This is a genomic window from Nocardioides luti, assembly GCF_014212315.1.
Taxonomy (GTDB): domain Bacteria; phylum Actinomycetota; class Actinomycetes; order Propionibacteriales; family Nocardioidaceae; genus Nocardioides; species Nocardioides luti.
In genome coordinates this window covers 1,756,245-1,775,928 of sequence record NZ_JACKXE010000001.1, presented here as the reverse complement: position 1 = coordinate 1,775,928, position 19,684 = coordinate 1,756,245, and the positions used below count along the sequence as shown (strand labels likewise).

At 71.1% G+C, this 19,684-nt stretch carries 18 protein-coding genes; 17 read left to right on the top strand and 1 reads right to left on the bottom strand.

The window, feature by feature from the left end; genetic code table 11:
• Nucleotides 1–34 precede the first annotated feature (34 nt).
• Nucleotides 35–1,147 carry a L,D-transpeptidase family protein gene (locus H5V45_RS08515; RefSeq protein WP_185252528.1) on the bottom strand — a complete coding sequence of 371 codons (1,113 nt, stop codon included), beginning with the start codon at nt 1,145–1,147 and terminating at the stop codon, nt 35–37.
• Between the two features lie 149 nt (nt 1,148–1,296).
• On the opposite strand from H5V45_RS08515, the gene H5V45_RS08510 reads away from it, so the two are divergent.
• The 17 genes from H5V45_RS08510 (at nt 1,297) to H5V45_RS08430 (ending at nt 19,568) form a co-directional block, all read left to right on the top strand.
• Nucleotides 1,297–1,986, top strand: a complete 690-nt coding sequence (locus H5V45_RS08510; RefSeq protein WP_185252527.1) for a demethylmenaquinone methyltransferase — start codon at nt 1,297–1,299, stop codon at nt 1,984–1,986.
• A 17-nt stretch (nt 1,987–2,003) separates the two neighbouring features.
• The gene (locus H5V45_RS08505) at nt 2,004–2,468 is read left to right on the top strand and encodes a hypothetical protein (RefSeq protein ID WP_185252526.1); all 465 of its coding nucleotides are present in this window, start codon (nt 2,004–2,006) and stop codon (nt 2,466–2,468) included.
• Nucleotides 2,469–2,671: 203 nt separating this feature from the next.
• Nucleotides 2,672–3,031, top strand: a complete 360-nt coding sequence (locus tag H5V45_RS08500; RefSeq protein WP_185252525.1) for an NADH-quinone oxidoreductase subunit A — start codon at nt 2,672–2,674, stop codon at nt 3,029–3,031.
• A gap of 33 nt (nt 3,032–3,064) precedes the next feature.
• On the top strand, nt 3,065–3,619 hold the full coding sequence (locus tag H5V45_RS08495) for a NuoB/complex I 20 kDa subunit family protein (protein WP_185252524.1): 555 nt from the start codon (nt 3,065–3,067) through the stop codon (nt 3,617–3,619).
• Nucleotides 3,616–4,401, top strand: coding sequence for an NADH-quinone oxidoreductase subunit C (locus H5V45_RS08490; RefSeq protein ID WP_185252523.1), 786 nt, complete (start codon nt 3,616–3,618; stop codon nt 4,399–4,401). Before H5V45_RS08495 ends, H5V45_RS08490 begins: the two co-directional genes overlap by 4 nt.
• Nucleotides 4,401–5,750 carry an NADH-quinone oxidoreductase subunit D gene (locus H5V45_RS08485; RefSeq protein ID WP_185252522.1) on the top strand — a complete coding sequence of 450 codons (1,350 nt, stop codon included), beginning with the start codon at nt 4,401–4,403 and terminating at the stop codon, nt 5,748–5,750. Before H5V45_RS08490 ends, H5V45_RS08485 begins: the two co-directional genes overlap by 1 nt.
• A complete protein-coding gene (gene nuoE, locus H5V45_RS08480) occupies nt 5,747–6,532 on the top strand; it encodes an NADH-quinone oxidoreductase subunit NuoE (RefSeq protein WP_185252521.1) in 786 nt (261 codons plus the stop codon). Before H5V45_RS08485 ends, nuoE begins: the two co-directional genes overlap by 4 nt.
• Before the next feature lie 60 nt (nt 6,533–6,592).
• Nucleotides 6,593–7,903, top strand: coding sequence for an NADH-quinone oxidoreductase subunit NuoF (nuoF, locus tag H5V45_RS08475; protein WP_185252520.1), 1,311 nt, complete (start codon nt 6,593–6,595; stop codon nt 7,901–7,903).
• Nucleotides 7,900–10,326 (top strand): NADH-quinone oxidoreductase subunit G, encoded by a 2,427-nt coding sequence (locus H5V45_RS08470; protein ID WP_185252519.1) that lies wholly within the window; start codon nt 7,900–7,902, stop codon nt 10,324–10,326. The genes nuoF and H5V45_RS08470 overlap by 4 nt, the downstream gene beginning before the upstream one ends.
• Complete coding sequence (gene nuoH / locus H5V45_RS08465) at nt 10,326–11,735, top strand: NADH-quinone oxidoreductase subunit NuoH (RefSeq protein ID WP_425491460.1); 1,410 nt, start codon at nt 10,326–10,328, stop codon at nt 11,733–11,735. The genes H5V45_RS08470 and nuoH overlap by 1 nt, the downstream gene beginning before the upstream one ends.
• Nucleotides 11,735–12,310, top strand: coding sequence for an NADH-quinone oxidoreductase subunit NuoI (nuoI, locus tag H5V45_RS08460; RefSeq protein ID WP_185252518.1), 576 nt, complete (start codon nt 11,735–11,737; stop codon nt 12,308–12,310). Before nuoH ends, nuoI begins: the two co-directional genes overlap by 1 nt.
• Nucleotides 12,307–13,110: an NADH-quinone oxidoreductase subunit J gene (locus tag H5V45_RS08455; protein ID WP_185252517.1), complete on the top strand. Its 804-nt coding sequence runs from the start codon at nt 12,307–12,309 to the stop codon at nt 13,108–13,110. The genes nuoI and H5V45_RS08455 overlap by 4 nt, the downstream gene beginning before the upstream one ends.
• The gene (gene nuoK / locus H5V45_RS08450) at nt 13,107–13,406 is read left to right on the top strand and encodes an NADH-quinone oxidoreductase subunit NuoK (RefSeq protein WP_185252516.1); all 300 of its coding nucleotides are present in this window, start codon (nt 13,107–13,109) and stop codon (nt 13,404–13,406) included. Before H5V45_RS08455 ends, nuoK begins: the two co-directional genes overlap by 4 nt.
• A gap of 12 nt (nt 13,407–13,418) precedes the next feature.
• Nucleotides 13,419–15,374, top strand: coding sequence for an NADH-quinone oxidoreductase subunit L (gene nuoL / locus H5V45_RS08445; RefSeq protein ID WP_185252515.1), 1,956 nt, complete (start codon nt 13,419–13,421; stop codon nt 15,372–15,374).
• A complete protein-coding gene (locus tag H5V45_RS08440; RefSeq protein WP_185252514.1) occupies nt 15,371–16,936 on the top strand; it encodes an NADH-quinone oxidoreductase subunit M in 1,566 nt (521 codons plus the stop codon). Before nuoL ends, H5V45_RS08440 begins: the two co-directional genes overlap by 4 nt.
• Nucleotides 16,933–18,561, top strand: a complete 1,629-nt coding sequence (nuoN, locus tag H5V45_RS08435; protein ID WP_343061480.1) for an NADH-quinone oxidoreductase subunit NuoN — start codon at nt 16,933–16,935, stop codon at nt 18,559–18,561. The genes H5V45_RS08440 and nuoN overlap by 4 nt, the downstream gene beginning before the upstream one ends.
• The gene (locus H5V45_RS08430) at nt 18,558–19,568 is read left to right on the top strand and encodes a polyprenyl synthetase family protein (protein WP_425491428.1); all 1,011 of its coding nucleotides are present in this window, start codon (nt 18,558–18,560) and stop codon (nt 19,566–19,568) included. Before nuoN ends, H5V45_RS08430 begins: the two co-directional genes overlap by 4 nt.
• Nucleotides 19,569–19,684: the final 116 nt, after the last annotated feature.

Genomic DNA, 19,684 nt, shown 5'->3' with positions numbered 1-19,684 from the left:
CGAGGTCACCCGCCAGGCACCGGCGCCGCCGACCTCAGGACCAGTAGACGACGACCTTGTCGCCGACGCCCACCTCGTCGAACAGGTGCGCGAGCCCCGCGTAGTCACGGACGTTCACGCAGCCGTGCGACGCGCCGGCGTACCCCCGCGCCGCGAAGTCCGACGAGTAGTGCACGGCCTGGCCCCCCGAGAAGAACATCGAGTAGGGCATCTCCGAGCCGTAGAGGTTCGAGACGTGGTCCGCGTCCTTATAGGAGACGTGGAAGAGCCCCTCCCGGGTGGGGGAGTACGACGCCCCGAACCGCACGTCGAGGGTCTGGCGGACCTGGCCGTCCACGACCCAGCGCAGGGTCTGGCTGGTCTTGTCGATGCAGAGCGCGCGTCCGGTGCGGCAGCGCGCGTCGAGCGCGCCGGCCTGGTTGCCCAGGTTGTACATCGCCGCGTGCGTCGGCGTGCTCGTCATCGCGTGCAGCCGGTCCATCGTCCGCTGGTCGACCGCCCCGGTCACCGGGATGCCGCGCTTGGCCTGGAAGCCCTCGACCGCCTCGACGGTCGAGGAGTCGAAGGTGCCGCTGACGTCGCCGAAGAGCCACTGGGTGGCGACCAGCCGGGCCTGCAGGTCGCGCACGCCGTCGCCGGTGTCGCCGGCGTCGAGGATCGCCGGGCCGGGGTGCAGGACGTTGAAGAGCTGGTCGTGGGTGGGCTGCTCCGTCATGGTGACGAGGCGCTTCCAGGTGCGCGGGTCGACGACGCCGGTGGCCTCGAGCCCACGCTTGCCCTGGAAGCCGGCCACGGCCGCCCGGGTCGTCGCGTCGTAGCGGCCGGTCGTCAGCTCGGGCAGCCACGCGAGCTGGAAGAGCCGGGCCTGCAGCTCGCGCACGTCCGCGCCGCGGTCGCCGGGGGACAGCACGTCCTCCGGCACGGGGGCGGCGCTGGGCGTCGGCTCCGGTGCCGGCGTCGGGTCGTCGGTGGCGCTGGGCGAGGGAGTCGCCGTGGCCGCGTCGGGCGTGCCCGTCGGCTCGGCCGCGACGGTCGGGCCCGCGGTCCGGCTCTCGTAGTGCCGGACGGCGAAGCCCGCGCCGTACGACGTGGCCGTCAGGACGGCCAGCGTCATCAGCGTCACCAGGACGGCGCGCAGTGCCTTCATCGATGTACCCCCGGGGAAGTTGAGGAAGCGACGAGCTTCCAGTGTCGGCTTGTTGACGCCCTGCCCGGGGATTTGGTTGCGCGTCGCGGCGTCGTGACCGAAACGTTGCCGATGCCGGGAGCGCCCCGGTCCACCCGTAGCATCTGCGCGTGGCCCGCGCAGAGCTCGACAAGCAACCGACCGACGTCCGCCGCATGTTCGACGCGGTCGCCAAGCGGTACGACGTCACGAACGACGTCCTCTCGCTCGGCCAGGACCGGCGTTGGCGCCGCGACGTCATCGACGCGGTGGCCCCGCGCTCCGGCGAGCTGGTCCTCGACCTCGCCGCCGGCACCGGGACGTCGAGCCAGCCCTTCGCGGACGCCGGAGCGACCGTCGTCCCGTGCGACTTCTCCCTCGGGATGCTCCAGGTCGGCAAGCGCGCCCGCCCGCACCTGCCCTTCACGGCCGGTGACGGCACCCGCCTGCCGTTCGCGGACGCGACCTTCGACGCGGTGACGATCTCCTTCGGCCTGCGCAACATCGTCGACCCGCTGGCCGGCCTGCGCGAGCTGCACCGCGTCACGAAGCCCGGCGGCCGCCTGGTGGTCTGCGAGTTCAGCCACCCGACGTTCACGCCGTTCCGCACGGTCTACCTCGAGTACCTCATGAAGGCGCTCCCCACGATCGCCCGTGCGGTCTCGTCCTCGCCCGACGCCTACGTCTACCTCGCCGAGTCGATCCGCGCCTGGCCCGACCAGCAGGGGCTGGCCGACCTGGTCGCCGAGGCCGGCTGGGCGCGCCCTGAGTGGCGCAACCTCTCCGGCGGCATCGTCGCGCTGCACCGCGCCACCCGCTGAGGCAGGCCGAACCCGGGATGGTGGCCCTGGACCGCTCGTTCGTCGTGGACGAGTCACAGGTCTGGCCGTCCGCGCGAGCGTCGTTCGTGGCCTGGCACCACCGCTCCCGGCCCTGGAGGTCCTACCTGCTCTACGTGCTGGCCGGCCTGGCGGGGCTCACCGTCGTCGAGCCGCTCTGGGCCGCGGTCGGCGTGCTCGCCGCGGTCGGGATCGACGTGGTCACCCGGTTCCAGCGGATCCTGCACGCCGTCCGCACCCAGGAGCCGGTGGGGACCACGATCGCGCTGGGCTTCGGGGACGACGCCTTCGCCTACCGGACCTGGGTCGAGGCACGCGAGGTGCCGTACGCCGCGGTGCGCCGGATCGTCCGGGTGGGGGACGTGGTCGTGATCGACGCCCTGGAGGCGCACATCTTCTGGTCGCTCCCGGCCGCCGTCGTCACGCCGGCCGACCGGGCGGCGATGCTCCGCCGTCCCGGGTGACCGCGGCCATTTAGCCAACGCCTGCTTGACCTAAATGCGCAGGTGAGAGCCGTGTTGGTCGCAGGACGCCCGGGGGCCACCCCGGGGTGCGGGTGGCCCCCGGTGGTGGCACACTGTGTTCCGCGCCACTAGTGATTCAGTTCACAAAGTCACAATCCGGTCGCGTCGTCGGGCGCACGCGACAGGGAAGGAACGCGAGAGGCATGGAGCTCTACACCCCGGTCCTGGTGCTGGCCGCCCTCGCCGCACTCTTCGCGATCGGCTCGGTCGCCATGAGCGCCCTGGTCGGCCCCGCCCGCTACAACCGGGCCCGGCTCGACTCCTACGAGTGCGGCATCGAGCCCACGCCCCAGCCCGTCGGCGGTGGCCGCTTCCCGGTGAAGTACTACATCACCGCGATGCTCTTCATCGTCTTCGACATCGAGATCGTCTTCCTCTACCCGTGGGCCGTCTACTTCGACTCCCTGAAGTTCTTCGGCCTCATCGAGATGGTCCTCTTCATCGGCACCGTCTTCGTCGCCTACGCGTACGTCTGGCGACGAGGCGGCCTGGAGTGGGACTGACCGTGACCGTGACGAACAGCCGAGGAGCCTGACATGGGGATCGAAGAGAAGCTGCCCAGTGGCGTCCTGCTGACGACCGTCGAGGGCGTCGCGGGCTACATGCGCAAGGCGAGCTTCTGGCCCGCCACCTTCGGCCTGGCCTGCTGCGCCATCGAGATGATGACGTCCGGCGGCCCGAAGTACGACCTCGCCCGCTTCGGCATGGAGGTCTTCCGCGCCAGCCCCCGCCAGGCCGACCTGATGATCGTCGCCGGTCGCGTGAGCCAGAAGATGGCCCCGGTCCTGCGCCAGATCTACGACCAGATGCCCGAGCCCAAGTGGGTGCTCGCCATGGGCGTCTGCGCCAGCAGCGGCGGCATGTTCAACAACTATGCGATCGTCCAGGGCGTCGACCACGTCGTCCCCGTCGACATGTACCTCCCCGGCTGCCCGCCGCGCCCCGAGATGCTGATCGACGCGATCCTCAAGCTGCACGACCAGGTCCAGCACATGAAGCTCGGTGCCAACCGCGCCGCGCAGATCGAGGAGCTCGAGAGCGCCGCCCTGACCGCGCTGCCGACCTCGGACATGAAGGGTCTCCTCCGTTGACCGACGACAAGCCCGGCGACAAGCCCGGCGACAAGGCCGTCGACAAGGCCGCCCCGGCCGGGGCCGCGGCTCCGGACCAGGCGGCCGTCGACCAGTCCCCGGAGAACCTCCCGGCCCAGGCCGGCGAGGTCCAGGCGGTCGGGCGCCGCGAGGGCATGTTCGGCGTGCGCGGGACCGGTGACACCAGCGGGTACGGCGGCCTCTCGGCGCCGATCGTCTTCCCCGGCGCGGCCGAGCGTCCGTACGGCGGCTGGTTCGACCACGTCGCCGACGCCCTCGAGACGCGGCTGCGCGCGGGCGGTCTCGAGAGCGCCGTCGAGCGCGTGGTCATCCACCGGGGCGAGATCACCTTCCACGTCCGCCGCGAGGACCTCCTCCAGGTGGCCCGGATGCTCCGCGACGACGAGCGGCTCCGCTTCGAGTTCTGCTCCGGCGTCAGCGGGGTGCACTACCCCGAGGACGCCGGGCGCGAGCTGCACGCGGTCTACCACCTGCTCTCGATGACCCACAACCGCCGGATCCGCCTCGAGGTCACCTGCCCCGACGCCGACCCCCACATCGACTCGATCGTCTCGATCTACCCGACGAACGACTGGCACGAGCGCGAGGCCTTCGACATGTTCGGCATCGTCTTCGACGGCCACCCCGCGCTCACGCGCATCCTCATGCCCGACGACTGGCCGGGCCACCCGCAGCGCAAGGACTACCCCTTGGGCGGCATCCCCGTGGAGTACAAGGGCGGCACCATCCCGCCTCCCGACCAGCGGAGGTCCTACAACTAATGGTCACGACGAACGACAACGACATGTACGCCGGCACCTCGGAGACCACCGAGGGCAAGGTCTTCACGGTCACCGGCCAGGACTGGGACACGATCGTCCAGGGCCTCAGCGACGAGGCCGCCGACGAGCGCGTCGTCGTCAACATGGGCCCGCAGCACCCGTCCACCCACGGCGTGCTCCGGCTGATCCTCGAGCTCGAGGGCGAGACGGTGACCGAGGCCCGCTGCGGCATCGGCTACCTCCACACCGGCATCGAGAAGAACATGGAGTTCCGCTCCTGGGTCCAGGGCGTCACGTTCTGCACCCGGATGGACTACCTCTCGCCGTTCTACAACGAGATGACCTACGTCCTGGGCACCGAGCGGCTCCTCGACATCGAGGACCAGATCCCCGAGAAGGCCCAGGTCATGCGGGTGCTGCTCATGGAGCTGAACCGCATCTCCTCGCACCTGGTCTGCATCGCCACGGGCGGCATGGAGATCGGCGCCCTCACGGTCATGACGATCGGCTTCCGCGAGCGCGAGCTCGTGCTCGACCTCTTCGAGCTGATCACCGGCCTGCGGATGAACCACGCCTTCATCCGCCCCGGTGGTGTCGCGCAGGACCTACCGCCGGGCGCCCTCGACGAGATCCGGGACTTCATCGCCCTGATGAAGAAGCGGCTGCCCGAGTACGCCGCCCTCTGCAACGCCAACCCGATCTTCAAGGCCCGCCTGGTCGACGTCGGCCACCTCGACCTCGAGGGCTGCCTGGCGCTGGGCCTCTCCGGCCCGCCGCTGCGCGCGACCGGCTACCCGTGGGACCTCCGCAAGACCCAGCCGTACTCCGGCTACGAGGACTACGACTTCGAGGTCCAGACCTGGGACACCGCGGACGCCTACGGCCGCTTCCGGGTCCGCCTGGCCGAGATGTGGGAGTCGCTCAAGATCGTCGAGCAGGCCGCCGAGCGGCTCGCGGGCCTCGAGGGCGCGCCGGTCATGGTCGCCGACAAGAAGGTCGCCTGGCCCAGCCAGCTGGCCATCGGCAGCGACGGCATGGGCAACAGCCTCGACCACATCCGCCACATCATGGGTGAGTCCATGGAGGCGCTGATCCACCACTTCAAGCTGGTCACCGAGGGCTTCCGGGTCCCGGCCGGCCAGGCCTACGTCCCGGTCGAGTCGCCCCGCGGCGAGCTGGGCGCGCACGTCGTCTCCGACGGCGGCACCCGCCCCTTCCGGGCGCACTTCCGCGACCCGTCGTTCACCAACCTCCAGGCCACGAGCGTGATGAGCGAGGGCGGCATGGTCGCCGACGTCATCGTCGCCATCGCCTCGATCGACCCCGTCATGGGAGGCGTCGACCGATGACCATCTCCACCACGACGTACGCCGAGCTCGAGCAGATCGCGGCCCGCTACCCCCAGGCCCGCTCGGGGCTGCTCCCGATGCTGCACCTCGTGCAGTCCGCGGAGGGGCGGATCACGCCCGAGGGCATCGAGACCTGCGCCGCGATCCTCGGCATCTCGGCGGCCGAGGTCAGCGGGGTCGCGACCTTCTACACGATGTACAAGCGCAAGCCCGTCGGCGACTACCACGTCGGCGTCTGCACCAACACGCTCTGCGCGGTGATGGGCGGCGACGCGATCTTCGAGCGGCTCAAGGAGCACCTCGACGTCGGCAACGACGAGACGACCGACGACGGGGCGATCACGCTCGAGCACATCGAGTGCAACGCGGCCTGCGACTACGCCCCGGTGATGACCGTCAACTGGGAGTTCATGGACAACATGACCCCGCAGTCGGCCACCCAGCTCGTCGACGACCTCCGCGCCGGCGTCGAGGTCTCCTCGACCCGCGGTCCGCGCCTGTGCACGTGGCGCGAGGCCGAGCGGGTGCTCGCCGGCTTCCCGGACGACCGTGCCGACGAGGGCCCCTCCGCGGGCCCGGCGTCGCTGGTCGGCCTGGGCATCGCCCGCGAGCGCGGCTGGACGGCCCCGTCCGCGGACGCCAACGGCGGCGGCGACGCCCAGGGCAGCAAGACCGAGGCGGTCGAGCGTGCCGACACCGGCCGCGCCGAGTCGGAGTCGAAGGTCGAGGAGTCGCCCGTCGAGGTCCAGCACGAGGACGACACGAAGCAGGGGGAGAAGTGACCGTGTCTCGATACACCGCTCGCACGCTCGCGGCACTCGACAACCGAGAGGCGGCACTCCGTGGCTGACACCCTGACCCCGGTGCTCACCGACAACTGGGACGCCGAGCGCAGCTGGACCCTCGCCTCCTACGAGGAGCGCGGCGGCTACGGCGCCCTCACCAAGGCGCTCGCGATGGACCCCGACGCCGTGATCGAGGCCGTCAAGGACTCCGGCCTCCGCGGCCGTGGGGGAGCGGGCTTCCCGACGGGCATGAAGTGGGGCTTCATCCCGCAGGACAACCCCAAGCCGAAGTACCTCGTCGTCAACGCCGACGAGTCCGAGCCGGGCACCTGCAAGGACATCCCGCTCATGATGGCCAGCCCGCACACGCTGGTCGAGGGCGTCATCATCAGCTCGTTCGCGATCCGCGCCAACACGGCGTTCATCTACATCCGCGGGGAGGTCCTCCACGTCGTCCGCCGCGTCCAGCGCGCGGTGCAGGAGGCCTACCTCGCCGGGCACCTCGGCAAGGACATCCACGGCTCGGGCTACGACCTCGACGTCGTCGTCCACGCCGGTGCCGGCGCCTACATCTGCGGCGAGGAGACGGCGCTGCTCGAGGGGCTCGAGGGCCGCCGCGGCCAACCCCGCCTGCGCCCGCCGTTCCCCGCCGTCGCCGGCCTCTACGCCAGCCCGACGGTCATCAACAACGTCGAGTCGATCGCCTCGGTGCCCAGCATCATCGCGAACGGCGCGGGCTGGTTCTCCTCGATGGGCACCGAGAAGTCCAAGGGCTACGGCATCTTCTCGCTCTCGGGCCACGTCACGAGGCCGGGGCAGTACGAAGCCCCGCTCGGCATCACGCTGCGCCAGCTGATCGACCTGGCCGGCGGCATCCGCGAGGAGCACGAGCTGAAGTTCTGGACGCCCGGCGGCTCCAGCACCCCGCTCCTCACCGCCGAGCACCTCGACGTGCCCCTCGACTTCGAGGGCGTCGGCGCGGCCGGCTCGATGCTCGGCACCCGCGCCCTGCAGATCTTCGACGAGACCACCTGCGTGGTCCGGGCGGTGCTCCGCTGGACGGAGTTCTACAAGCACGAGTCCTGCGGCAAGTGCACCCCGTGCCGCGAGGGCACGTGGTGGCTCGTCCAGACCCTGGCGGCGCTCGAGAAGGGTCAGGGCAGCGAGGCCGACCTCGACCTCCTCCTCGATCAGTGCGACAACATCATGGGCCGCTCGTTCTGCGCGCTCGCCGACGGTGCGGTCAGCCCGATCACGAGCTCGATCAAGTACTTCCGGGACGAGTACGTCGCCCACCTCACCCACGGTGGGTGCCCGTTCGACCCGACCGCCTCGACCCTCTTCGCGACCGCAGGAGCGACGGCATGACCCAGGTGTCCTCGAGCAAGCCCGACGTGAAGGACGAGGACCTCGTCTCGCTCACGATCGACGGCATCCAGGTCAGCGTCCCCAAGGACACCCTGGTAATCCGGGCCGCGGAGGAGGTCGGCGTCCAGATCCCGCGGTTCTGCGACCACCCGCTCCTCGCCCCCGTCGGTGCCTGCCGCCAGTGCCTGGTCGACGTCCCCGACGCCGGCAACGGCCGCGGCTTCCCGAAGCCGCAGGCCTCCTGCACGATCGCGGTGGCCGAGGGCATGGTCGTCAACACCCAGGCCACGAGCCCCGTCGCCGACAAGGCGCAGCAGGGGATCATGGAGTTCCTGCTGATCAACCACCCGCTCGACTGCCCCGTCTGCGACAAGGGCGGCGAGTGCCCCCTGCAGAACCAGGCCATGTCCAACGGCCGCGGCGAGACCCGCTTCGACGGCGTCAAGCGCACCTACCCCAAGCCCATCAACATCAGCGCGCAGGTGCTGCTCGACCGCGAGCGCTGCGTGCTCTGCGCGCGGTGCACCCGGTTCTCCGAGCAGATCGCCGGAGACCCGTTCATCGAGCTGATCGAGCGCGGCGCGCTCCAGCAGGTCGGGATCTACGAGAACCAGCCCTTCGAGTCGTACTTCTCCGGCAACACCATCCAGATCTGTCCGGTCGGTGCGCTGACCTCAGCCGAGTACCGCTTCCGCTCGCGCCCCTTCGACCTCGTCTCCACCCCCTCGGTCGCCGAGCACGACGCCTGCGGCTCGGCCATCCGCGTCGACCACCGCCGCGGCAAGGTGATGCGCCGCCTGGCCGGCGACGACCCGGACGTGAACGAGGAGTGGATCACCGACAAGGACCGCTTCGCGTTCACGTACGCCGTCGCCCCCGACCGGCTCACGCACCCCCGCGTCCGTGACGCCCTCCCGGACGGGAGCCGCGGCGAGCTGCGCCCCGCCTCCTGGACCGAGGCGTTCGCCGTCGCCGCCCGCGGCCTCGCCGCCGCCGGTGCCTCCGGCGTGCTCACCGGTGGCCGGGTCACGGCCGAGGACGCCTACGCCTACGCGACCTTCGCCCGCGTGGCGCTCGGCACCAACGACATCGACTTCCGCTCCCGGCTGCACTCGGCCGAGGAGACGTCGTTCCTGGCCGCCGAGGTCGTCGGCGCCCCGTCGGTGACGTACGCCGACCTCGAGACCGCGTCGACCGTCGTGCTCGCGGGGCTCGACCCCGAGGACGAGGCCGGCACGATCTTCCTGCGCCTGCGCAAGGCTGCCCTGCACAGCCGCACCCGCGTCGTCTCCGTGGCGCCGTTCTCCTCCAAGGGCCTGCGCAAGATGAAGGGCCAGCTCGTTCCCGCCGCCCCGGGCGAGGAGGCCGCCGCCCTCGAGCAGCTGGCCAACCACGCCGACTTCGGGCTGGACGCGACCGGCGTGATCCTCGTCGGCGAGCGCCTCGCGACCTCGCCGGGTGCCTACACCGCCGCCGCGACGCTCGCCCGCACCACCGGCGCGCGCCTGGCCTGGGTGCCGCGCCGCGCCGGCGACCGTGGCGCCGTCGAGATGGGCTGCCTGCCGAACCTGCTCCCCGGCGGGCGCCCCGTCACCGACGCCGGTGCCCGCGTCGACGCCGCCACCGCCTGGGGCGTCTCCTCGCTGCCCGAGACCGTGGGCCGGGACGCCGACGGCATCGTCGCCGCCCTCGCCTCCGGCGAGCTGGGCGGGCTGGTCGTCGGTGGGGTGGACCCCGACGACACCGCCGACCCCGACGCGTTCCGCGCCGCGGTCGACACCGCGTCCTTCGTCGTGGCCCTCGAGCTGCGCGAGACCGACGTGACCCGGGCCGCCGACGTGGTCTTCCCCGTCGCCCCGGTCAGCGACAAGGCCGGCCTCTTCGTGAACTGGGAGGGCCGCCCCCGCTCCTTCGGCGCGGTCTTCACCAACCCGACCTCGCTGCCCGACCTCCGGGTCCTGGCCGGCATCGCCGAGGAGCTCGCCCAGCTCGGCCACGGCAGCCCGCTCGGCTTCCGGACCGTCGCCGAGGCGCGCGACCAGATCGAGGACCTCGGCCCCTGGGACGGCGAGCGCGCCACGGTCGAGGCGCCCCCCACCAGGCCGGTCGTCCCGCAGGACGACGACCGGCTGCGGCTCGCGACCTGGAAGCAGCTCGTCGACAACGGCTCGATGCTGGACGGCGACGAGCACCTGCGTGCCGCCGCCCGCCCGGCCGCGGCCCGCGTCAGCCAGCGCGTGTACGACGAGCTCGGGCCGACGGTCCGCGTCAGCGGCGACCGCGGCTCGATGACGCTGCCGGCCGAGGTGGCCGACATCGTCGACGGCGTCGTGTGGGTGCCCGCGAACTCGCTCGGGGCCGGCGTCCTGGCCGGCCTCGCCTCACCCGGCTCCACCGTGACGGTGAAGGGAGCGGACCTGTGATCCCGACCGGCCTGACCAGCGGCGTGGGTGCCCTCGTCGCGGACGACCTCGGCGCCTTCGGCCGCGACCCCTGGTGGCTCGTCGGCATCAAGGTGCTGCTGATCTTCCTGGTGCTCGTGCTGCTGACGCTCTTCAACATCTGGTGGGAGCGTCGGGTGGTGGCCCGGATGCAGCACCGCATCGGCCCGAACGTCCACGGCCCCTTCGGCCTGCTCCAGTCCCTCGCCGACGGCGTGAAGCTCGCGCTCAAGGAGGACATCATCCCCAAGGCCGCGGACAAGGTGGTCTTCCTGATCGCCCCGGTGATCGCGGTGATCCCGGCGTTCGTGACCTTCAGCGTGATCCCGTTCGGCCCGGACGTGCACGTCCCCTTCACCGACCGGACCACGCCGCTGCAGCTGACCGACATGCCGGTCGCGGTGCTGTTCGTGATGGCGATCGCCTCGGTCGGCATCTACGGCATCGTGCTCGGCGGCTGGTCCAGCGGCTCGACGTACTCCCTGCTCGGCGGCCTCCGCTCGAGCGCGCAGATGATCTCCTACGAGGTCGCGATGGGCCTCGCGCTCGTCGCGGTGTTCCTGTACGCCGGCTCGATGTCGACCTCGGAGATCGTCGCCGCCCAGGCCAGCACGAGCAGCTTCGACGTCGCCGGCCTGACGATCCCGATCCCGGGCTGGTTCGCGCTGATCCTGCTGCCGTCGTTCATCATCTACACGATCTCGATGGTCGGCGAGACCAACCGCGCGCCCTTCGACCTCCCCGAGGCCGAGGGCGAGCTGGTGGGTGGCTTCCACACGGAGTACTCCTCGCTGAAGTTCGCCCTGTTCTTCCTCGCCGAGTACATCAACATGGCGACCGTCTCGGCCCTCGCGACGACGCTGTTCCTCGGCGGCTGGCGGGCCCCGTGGCCGATCTCGATCTGGGACGGTGCCAACCAGGGCTACTGGCCGGTGCTGTGGTTCTTCGGCAAGGTCCTCTTCTTCATCTTCCTGTTCATCTGGCTGCGCGGCTCGCTGCCCCGGCTGCGCTACGACCAGTTCATGGCGTTCGGCTGGAAGCGGCTGATCCCGATCTCGCTGATCTGGATCGTGGCGGTCGCGACGATCCGCGCGGTCACGCTCGACAACAGCGGCGACGCGCGGCGCTACCTCCTCGTCGGCATCGGCGTCCTCGCGGCCGTCTTCCTGGTGCTGTTCTTCGTCGGCGACAGCGGCACCGACGAGGACGAGCCCGTGGTCGCGGCCGAGCCGCGGCCGGGCAGCTTCCCCGTGCCGCCCATGCCCGAGGGCGGTGCCGTGCGCGGCGCGGCCCGTCCCCTGTCGTTCGGCTCCGGTCCCCTCCGCGAGTCACCCCTGACCAGCACCACCGCCAGCACGAGCGCAGCCGGCCGCCCCGGCGAGGAGATCTGATGGCCGAGTCCACGAGCATGAGGGAGCAGTTCTGGGACCCGATCGCGGGGTTCGGGGTGACCTTCCGGACGATGTTCAAGAAGGTCGTCACCGAGCAGTACCCCTTCGAGAAGCTCCCGACGGCGCCGCGCTTCCACGGCCGTCACCAGCTCAACCGCTGGCCCGACGGGCTCGAGAAGTGCATCGGCTGCGAGCTGTGCGCCTGGGCCTGCCCGGCCGACGCGATCTACGTCGAGGGTGCGTCGAACGTCGACGGCGAGGGTGACGAGTCCGGGCGCTTCTCGCCGGGCGAGCGCTACGGCCGCGTCTACCAGATCAACTACCTGCGCTGCATCCTGTGCGGCCTGTGCATCGAGGCGTGCCCCACCCGGGCCCTCACGATGACCAACGAGTACGAGCTGGCCGACGACAACCGCGCCGACCTGATCTACGAGAAGTCCGACCTGCTCGCCCCGCTGCTGCCCGGCATGGTGCAGCCGCCGCACGCGATGCAGCTCGGCGAGGACGAGGGCGCCTACTACCGGGGCGCGTACGCCGCCCCGGCGCCCGTCGCGCGCAAGGAGGCCTCGGAGTGATCGCGTTCTGGATCCTCGCGCCGATCATGGTGATCGCCGCGCTCGGCATCCTCTTCGTCCGCAAGGCCGTGCACGCCGCCCTGCTGCTGGCCGTCGTGATGCTGAGCCTCGCGGTGCTCTACCTCGTGCTGGAGGCGCCGTTCCTCTTCGCGGTGCAGATCATCGTCTACACCGGCGCCATCCTGATGCTCTTCCTCTTCGTGCTGATGCTGGTCGGCGTGGACGCCTCCGACTCGGTCGTCGAGACGATCCGCGGCCAGCGGGTGCTCGCGACCGTCCTGGGCCTGCTGCTCGGCGTCGTGCTCGTGCTCGCCCTGGGCCAGGTGTCGCTCGGCACCGTGCGCGGCCTGACCGAGGCCAACGGCGGCGGCAACATCCAGGGCCTCGCCGACATCATGTTCTCGCGCTACGTCTTCGCGTTCGAGACCACCAGCGCGCTGCTGATCACCGCCGCCATGGGCGCGATGGTGCTCGCCCACCGCGAGCGCCTGGTCCCGAAGCCCACCCAGGCCTCGATGGCGGCCCAGCGGGTCCGGGACTACGGCGACAAGGGCCTGCACCTCGGTCCGCTGCCTCCTCCCGGCGTCTTCGCCCGGCACAACGCCGTGGACACGCCCGCGCTGCTGCCCGACGGCACCGCGTCGGAGGCCTCGATCTCCCGGGTGCTCGCCGCGCGCGGCACGGTCCGCTCCGCGCCCGCGCTCGCCGAGAACATCCAGGCGATGCAGCGCTCGATCGACGGCAAGCCCGCGACCGGTCCGGGGCCCGCCCCCGCGACCACCGAGGAGGACCCGGCATGAGCACCACCCCCTACCTCGTCCTCTCGGCGATCCTCTTCACGATCGGCTGCGTCGGGGTCCTCACCCGGCGCAACGCGATCGTGGTGTTCATGTGCGTCGAGCTGATGCTCAACGCCTCGAACCTCGCCCTGGTGGCGTTCTCTCGGCAGAACGGCAACCTCGACGGACAGATCGCGGCGTTCTTCGTGATGGTCGTCGCCGCGGCCGAGGTCGTCGTCGGGCTCGCGATCATCATGACCATCTTCCGGACCCGTCGCTCGGCCTCGGTCGACGACGCGAGCCTGCTGAAGTACTAGGAGCGCGACTCGATGTTTGCCCAAATCACGGCATGGCACGAGGCCGTCCACATCCCCGTGGTCGACCCGGGCGCCACCAGCGGGGTGTTCACCCTGCTGTGGCTCGTGATCGCCCTGCCCCTCGCGGGTGCGGTGGTCCTGCTGGTCGGCGGCGCGGCGTTCCCCAGGGTCGTCGACCGCTGGGGCCACCTGCTCGGCACCCTGATGCCGGTCGGCTCCTTCGTGATCAGCCTGCTGATGTTCCTCTCGCTGCTCGGCCGCGACGCGGGGGAGCGCCAGATCGGCCAGCACCTCTACGACTGGATCCAGGTCGGCCACCTCGACGTCGGCATGGACCTGCTCTACGACCCGCTCTCGGCGCTGTTCCTCATGCTCATCACCGGGGTCGGCTCGCTGATCCACGTCTACTCCATCGGCTACATGGAGCACGACCCCCGCCGCCGCCGGTTCTTCGGCTACCTCAACCTCTTCGTCGCCGCGATGCTGATGCTGGTGCTCTCCGAGAACTACCTCGGGCTGTTCCTCGGCTGGGAGGGCGTCGGCCTGGCGTCGTACCTCCTCATCGGCTTCTGGCAGCACAAGCCCTCCGCGGCGGCCGCCGCCAAGAAGGCCTTCGTCATCAACCGCGTCGGCGACCTCGGCATGTCGACCGCGATCATGCTGATGTTCGTCACCTTCGGTACCACCAGCTTCTCCGGCATCAGCGAGGCCTCCTCGGGGGCGTCCGGCTTCACGCTGAACGCGCTCGGCCTGCTCCTGCTCCTCGGCGCCTGCGCGAAGTCCGCCCAGGTGCCGCTGCAGGCCTGGCTGCTCGACGCGATGGAGGGCCCCACCCCGGTGTCGGCGCTCATCCACGCGGCCACCATGGTGACCGCGGGCGTCTACCTGATCACCCGCTCCAACTTCATCTTCGAGCTCGCCCCCACCGCGCAGACCGTGGTGGTCGTCGTGGCCGTCACCACGCTGCTGTGGGGTGCGGTCATCGGGTGCGCCAAGGACGACATCAAGAAGGCGCTGGCCGGCTCCACGATGAGCCAGATCGGCTACATGATGCTCGGTGCCGGCCTCGGTGTCGGCGGCTACGCCTTCGCGATCTTCCACCTGCTCACGCACGGCTTCTTCAAGGCCAACATGTTCCTCGGCGCCGGCTCGGTCATGCACGGCATGAACGACGACGTCGACATGCGGCGCTACGGCGCCGTGCGCCACGCGATGCCGGTGACCTTCCTGACCTTCGCGATGGGCTACCTCGCGATCATCGGGTTCCCCGGCTTCTCGGGCTTCTGGTCCAAGGACAAGATCATCGAGGTCGCGCTCGCGGAGAACTGGTTCGTCGGGCTCTGCGCGCTGCTGGGCGCCGGCGTCACCGGCTTCTACATGACCCGGCTGATGCTGCTCACCTTCTTCACCGAGCAGCGCTGGAAGAAGGACGTCCACCCGCACGAGTCGCCCAAGGTGATGACCGTGCCGCTGATCGTCCTCGCCGCGCTCTCGGTCCTCGGCGGCCTGATGCTCGCCGGCGGCTGGATCACCGACTTCCTCGCGCCGGTCGTGGGCGAGGCCCCCGAGGAGCACCTGCCCGTCCCGGCGATCGTGATCTCGCTGCTCGCGGTGCTCGTCGTCGCCGTCGGCGTCGCGACCGCCTGGTTCCTGGTCGGCAAGCGCGAGGTCCCCCTCACGCCGCCGCAGGACGTCTCGTTCGTGACCCGCGCGGCGCGCGCCGACCTCTACGGCGACGCGATCAACGAGGGCGTCGTCGTACAACCCGGGCGCCGCCTCGTGTCCGGCCTGCTCGGCATGGACAAGTACGCCGTGGACGGTGCACTCACCGGCGGCCCGGTCGCCATCGGCGCGATCGCCGGCCAGCTCCGCAAGGTGCAGAACGGCTTCGTCCGCTCCTACGCCCTCTCCCTGCTCGGCGGCGTGCTCCTCGTCGTCCTGGCCCTCCTGGCGGTGAACCTCGCATGACCCAGTTCCCCTGGCTCACGGTCCTGGTGGCGGTGCCGCTCGTCGGCGCCCTCGTGGTCGCCTTCCTCCCGAAGTCGCCCGGCTCCGCCCTGCCCAAGCTGGTCGGGCTCGGCGCCTCGGTGCTGACCCTGGCCGTCGGCATCGCGATCGCGCTGCAGTACGACACCGGCGGAGGGATGCAGCTCACCGAGGACGTCGAGTGGATCCACGCCCTGGGCGTCCACTACGCGCTCGGCGTCGACGGCCTCGGCCTGCTGCTGATCCTGCTCACCGTGGTGCTCGTGCCGCTGGTGCTGATCGGCTCCTGGCACGACGCGAACGACTCCAACCCCGCGGCGTTCTTCGCCTGGGCGCTGGCCCTCGAGGGCCTCTCGCTCGCGGTGTTCGCGGCCACCGACGTGTTCCTGTTCTACGTGGTCTTCGAGGCGACGCTGATCCCGGCGTACTTCCTCATCGGCGGCTTCGGCCGCGAGGGGCGCGCCTTCGCGGCGCTGAAGTTCCTGATGTACCAGCTCGGCGGCGGCCTCGTGCTCCTCGGCTCGGTCATCGGTCTCTACGTCGTCTCGGCCCAGCAGGGCTCGCCGTCGTACCTCCTCTCCGACCTCGCGAACCTCGACATGTCCACGAGCGCGGAGCGCTGGCTCTTCGCCGGCTTCTTCATCGCGTTCGCGGTCAAGGCGCCGCTGTTCCCGCTGCACACCTGGCTCGCGGACACCACCGAGAAGGCCACCCCGGGCACCAGCGTCCTGCTGGTCTGCGTGCTCGACAAGATCGGCACGTTCGGGATGCTGCGCTTCTGCCTGGGGCTCTTCCCCGAGGCCTCGCAGTGGGCGACGCCGGTCGTGATCGTGCTCGCGCTGGTCTCGATCGTGTACGGCGCGCTCATCGCCATCGGCCAGGACGACCTGCTGCGCCTGATCGGCCTGACCTCGCTGAGCCACTTCGGCTTCATCACGCTCGGCATCTTCGCCTTCAGCAGCCAGGGCGCGTCCGGCTCGATCCTCTACATGGTCAACCACGGCATCGGGACCGCGGCGCTGTTCCTGCTCGCGGGCTACCTCATCCGCCGCCGCGGCACCTCGCTGATCAGCCAGATGCGCGGGGTCGAGAAGTCCGCGCCCGTGCTCGCCGGGCTGTTCCTCGTCGCGGGACTCGCCACGCTGGGGCTCCCGGGCCTGAGCCAGTTCGTCTCCGAGATCCTGGTGCTCATCTCCGCGTTCGACCACGCGTGGTGGGCCGGCGCGGTCGCCGTCAGCGGCATCGTGCTGGCGGCGGTCTACGTGCTGTGGGCCTACCAGCGGGTGTTCACCGGCCCGGACGTGGTCGAGGGCGGTGCCGCTCCGGCGCCCGTCGCGGCGGCCACCCCCGACCTGGACCGCCGCGAGGTGGGCTCGGTCGCCCCGCTCGTGCTGGCGCTCGTGCTGTTCGGCTTCTTCCCGATGCCGCTGCTGGACGTCAGCAACCCCACGGTCTCCGACCTCATGCAGCACGTCGGCGTGAGTGACGACCCGCCCGTCGTGCCCGCAGCCGGGTCCGACTCGCACGAGGAAGGCCAGCAGTGATCCCGCAGCTGAGCGGCGCCGTGGTCGGCGCCGTCACCGAGTTCTCCAAGCCGTCGATCGAGTACTCCCGGCTCTGGCCGCTGCTCGTCGTCTTCGGCTTCGCCTGCGCCGGCGTCCTCGTCGAGGCCTTCCTGCCGCGCGAGCGCCGCTACCTCGTGCAGGCCGTGCTCACCGTCGTCGGGCTGGTGACCGCCCTGGTCGGCACCGTCCTGGTCGCGCGGGACCTCGGCGTCCTCGGGGACGGTGCCGCCCGCGGCATCGTCGCGGCCGAGGGCACGATCGTCGTCGACGGCCCGTCGGTCTTCCTCTGGGCGCTGATCCTGGTCTTCGCGATCGGGGGCGCGCTGCTCTTCGCCGAGCGCCGGCTCGAGGGCGGGGTGTCGGCCTTCGCCGGCCAGGCCGCCGCGCTGCCGGGCACCGAGGCCGAGCGCCAGGCGTCCACCCAGGGCCTCGACCACACCGAGGTCTACCCGCTGATGCTCTTCGCCGTCGGCGGCATGATGCTCTTCCCCGCCTCCAACGACCTGCTGACGATGTTCGTCGCCCTCGAGGTCCTCTCGCTGCCGCTCTACCTCCTCTGCGGCCTGGCCCGCCGGCGCCGCCTGCTGAGCCAGGAGGCGGCTCTGAAGTACTTCCTCCTCGGCGCCTTCAGCTCCGGCTTCTTCCTGTACGGCGTCGCGCTGGTCTACGGCTTCGCCGGCTCGATGCAGCTGGGCGAGATCAACGAGGCGGTCCGCAACGACGTCGGCAACCAGGCCCTGCTGCTCGTCGGCATGGGCATGCTGGCCGTCGGCCTGCTCTTCAAGGTCGGTGCCGCGCCGTTCCAGGCCTGGACGCCCGACGTCTACCAGGGCGCCCCGACCGCGGTCACGGCGTTCATGGCCGCGTGCACCAAGGTCGCTGCCTTCGGCGCCCTGCTGCGGCTGTTCTACGTCGCGTTCGGCTCCGACCGGTGGACCTGGCAGCCGATGTTCTGGATCATCGCGGTGCTCACCATGGCCGTCGGCGCGGTGCTCGCGGTCGTGCAGACGGACGTCAAGCGGATGCTGGCCTACTCCTCGGTCGCGCACACCGGCTTCCTGCTGACCGGCGTGCTCGGCGTGCAGAGCGCCGCCGACCTCGCGGACGGCCAGGTCACCTCGCTGCAGGCCGTGCTGTTCTACCTGGCGACGTACGGCTTCGCGATGATCGGCGCCTTCGCGGTCGTCACCCTGGTCCGGGACGGCGGCGGCGAGGCCACGCAGTTCTCGCGCTGGGCGGGCATCGGGCGGCGCTCGCCGCTGCTCGGCGGGCTCTTCGCCTTCTTCCTGCTCTCGATGGCCGGCATCCCGCTGACCGCCGGCTTCATCGGCAAGTGGGCGGTCTTCACGGTCGCCCTCTCGGCCGGTGCGTGGCCCGTGGTGATCGCCGCCGTGCTGTTCAGCATCGTCTCGGTGTTCTTCTACGTCCGCGTGATCGTGCTGATGTTCTTCGTCGACGGGGAGGGGGAGCTGGCGGGCGTCGTGAAGCCGTCGCTGCTGACCTCGGGGACGATCGCCGTCGGTGTCGCCGCGACCCTCGTGCTCGGCGTCGTGCCCGGCCCGGTGCTCACGCTCGCGGCCCATGCAGGAGAATTCATCAGGTGACCACCACTCCTGCGGCCGCCGAGCTGGCGCTGCCCGTCACCGACGAGGCCCTCGCCGACCGGCTCCGTGCCCGGATGCAGGAGGTCGAGGTCGCCCTGACGGGCCACGTCCGCAGCCGCGCCGGCTTCGTGACCGAGGCTGCGAGCCACCTGATGGAGGCCGGCGGCAAGCGCTTCCGGCCGCTGCTGGTGCTGCTGGCCGCCGAGACCGGCGAGCACCCGCAGGCCGACGAGGTGATCCGCGCGGCGTGCGTCGTCGAGCTCACCCACCTGGCCTCGCTGTACCACGACGACGTGATGGACGAGGCCGCGCTGCGCCGCGGTGCCGACTCGGCCAACGCCCGCTGGGACAACCACGTCGCGATCCTGACCGGTGACTTCCTCTTCTCGAAGTCCTCCGAGCTCACCGCCGACCTCGGCCCCGACGCCGTCCGCATCCAGGCCGAGACCTTCACGCGCCTGGTCGAGGGCCAGATCCTCGAGACCGTGAAGCCCGGCCCCGACGAGGACCCGCTCGAGCACTACCTCGAGGTCGTCGCCGGCAAGACCGGCTCGCTCATCGCCACGTCGGCGCGGTACGGCGCACGCTTCGGCGGCGCCACCCCCGAGGTGGAGGAGGCGCTCACGTCGTACGGCGAGATCGTCGGCTCGGCCTTCCAGCTCTCCGACGACATCCTCGACATCGCCTCCGAGTCCGGCGAGTCCGGCAAGGTCCCCGGCACCGACCTGCGCGAGGGCGTCCCGACGCTGCCGGTGCTGATGGCCCGCGCCTCCGGCGACCCCGCCGACGCCCGCCTCCACGAGCTCCTGGACGGCGACCTCACCGACGACGACCGCCACGCCGAGGCGCTCGCCCTACTGCGCCGCCACCCGGCCCTCGACGAGGCCCGCGCCTACGTCGTCGCCCGCGCCACCGAGGCCAAGGCCCGCCTCACCGCCGTCCCCGACGGCCCCGTCCGCGCCGCCCTCGAGGCGTTCGCCGACATCGTGGCGGTCCGCTCCGCGTAGGGCGGCCGCGGGCGGCGCTTGTAACGCCCGGTTATCGCTTCCAGGGGCCCGTTCGACCGGGTCCCCAGTTCCCGTAACCGGGCGTTACAAGCCCGGGCCCGGGTCCGCCCGCCCCG

What these genes read in the sequence shown, in the direction of transcription:
- nuoL (WP_185252515.1), top strand. Translation starts at nt 13,419, where the DNA reads ATGTTTGCCCAAATCACGGCATGGCACGAGGCCGTCCACATCCCCGTG.
- H5V45_RS08495 (WP_185252524.1), top strand. Translation starts at nt 3,065, where the DNA reads ATGGGGATCGAAGAGAAGCTGCCCAGTGGCGTCCTGCTGACGACCGTC.
- H5V45_RS08505 (WP_185252526.1), top strand. Translation starts at nt 2,004, where the DNA reads ATGGTGGCCCTGGACCGCTCGTTCGTCGTGGACGAGTCACAGGTCTGG.
- H5V45_RS08500 (WP_185252525.1), top strand. Translation starts at nt 2,672, where the DNA reads ATGGAGCTCTACACCCCGGTCCTGGTGCTGGCCGCCCTCGCCGCACTC.
- nuoE (WP_185252521.1), top strand. Translation starts at nt 5,747, where the DNA reads ATGACCATCTCCACCACGACGTACGCCGAGCTCGAGCAGATCGCGGCC.
- H5V45_RS08485 (WP_185252522.1), top strand. Translation starts at nt 4,401, where the DNA reads ATGGTCACGACGAACGACAACGACATGTACGCCGGCACCTCGGAGACC.
- nuoI (WP_185252518.1), top strand. Translation starts at nt 11,735, where the DNA reads ATGGCCGAGTCCACGAGCATGAGGGAGCAGTTCTGGGACCCGATCGCG.
- nuoK (WP_185252516.1), top strand. Translation starts at nt 13,107, where the DNA reads ATGAGCACCACCCCCTACCTCGTCCTCTCGGCGATCCTCTTCACGATC.
- H5V45_RS08440 (WP_185252514.1), top strand. Translation starts at nt 15,371, where the DNA reads ATGACCCAGTTCCCCTGGCTCACGGTCCTGGTGGCGGTGCCGCTCGTC.
- H5V45_RS08470 (WP_185252519.1), top strand. Translation starts at nt 7,900, where the DNA reads ATGACCCAGGTGTCCTCGAGCAAGCCCGACGTGAAGGACGAGGACCTC.
- H5V45_RS08515 (WP_185252528.1), bottom strand. Translation starts at nt 1,147, where the DNA reads ATGAAGGCACTGCGCGCCGTCCTGGTGACGCTGATGACGCTGGCCGTC.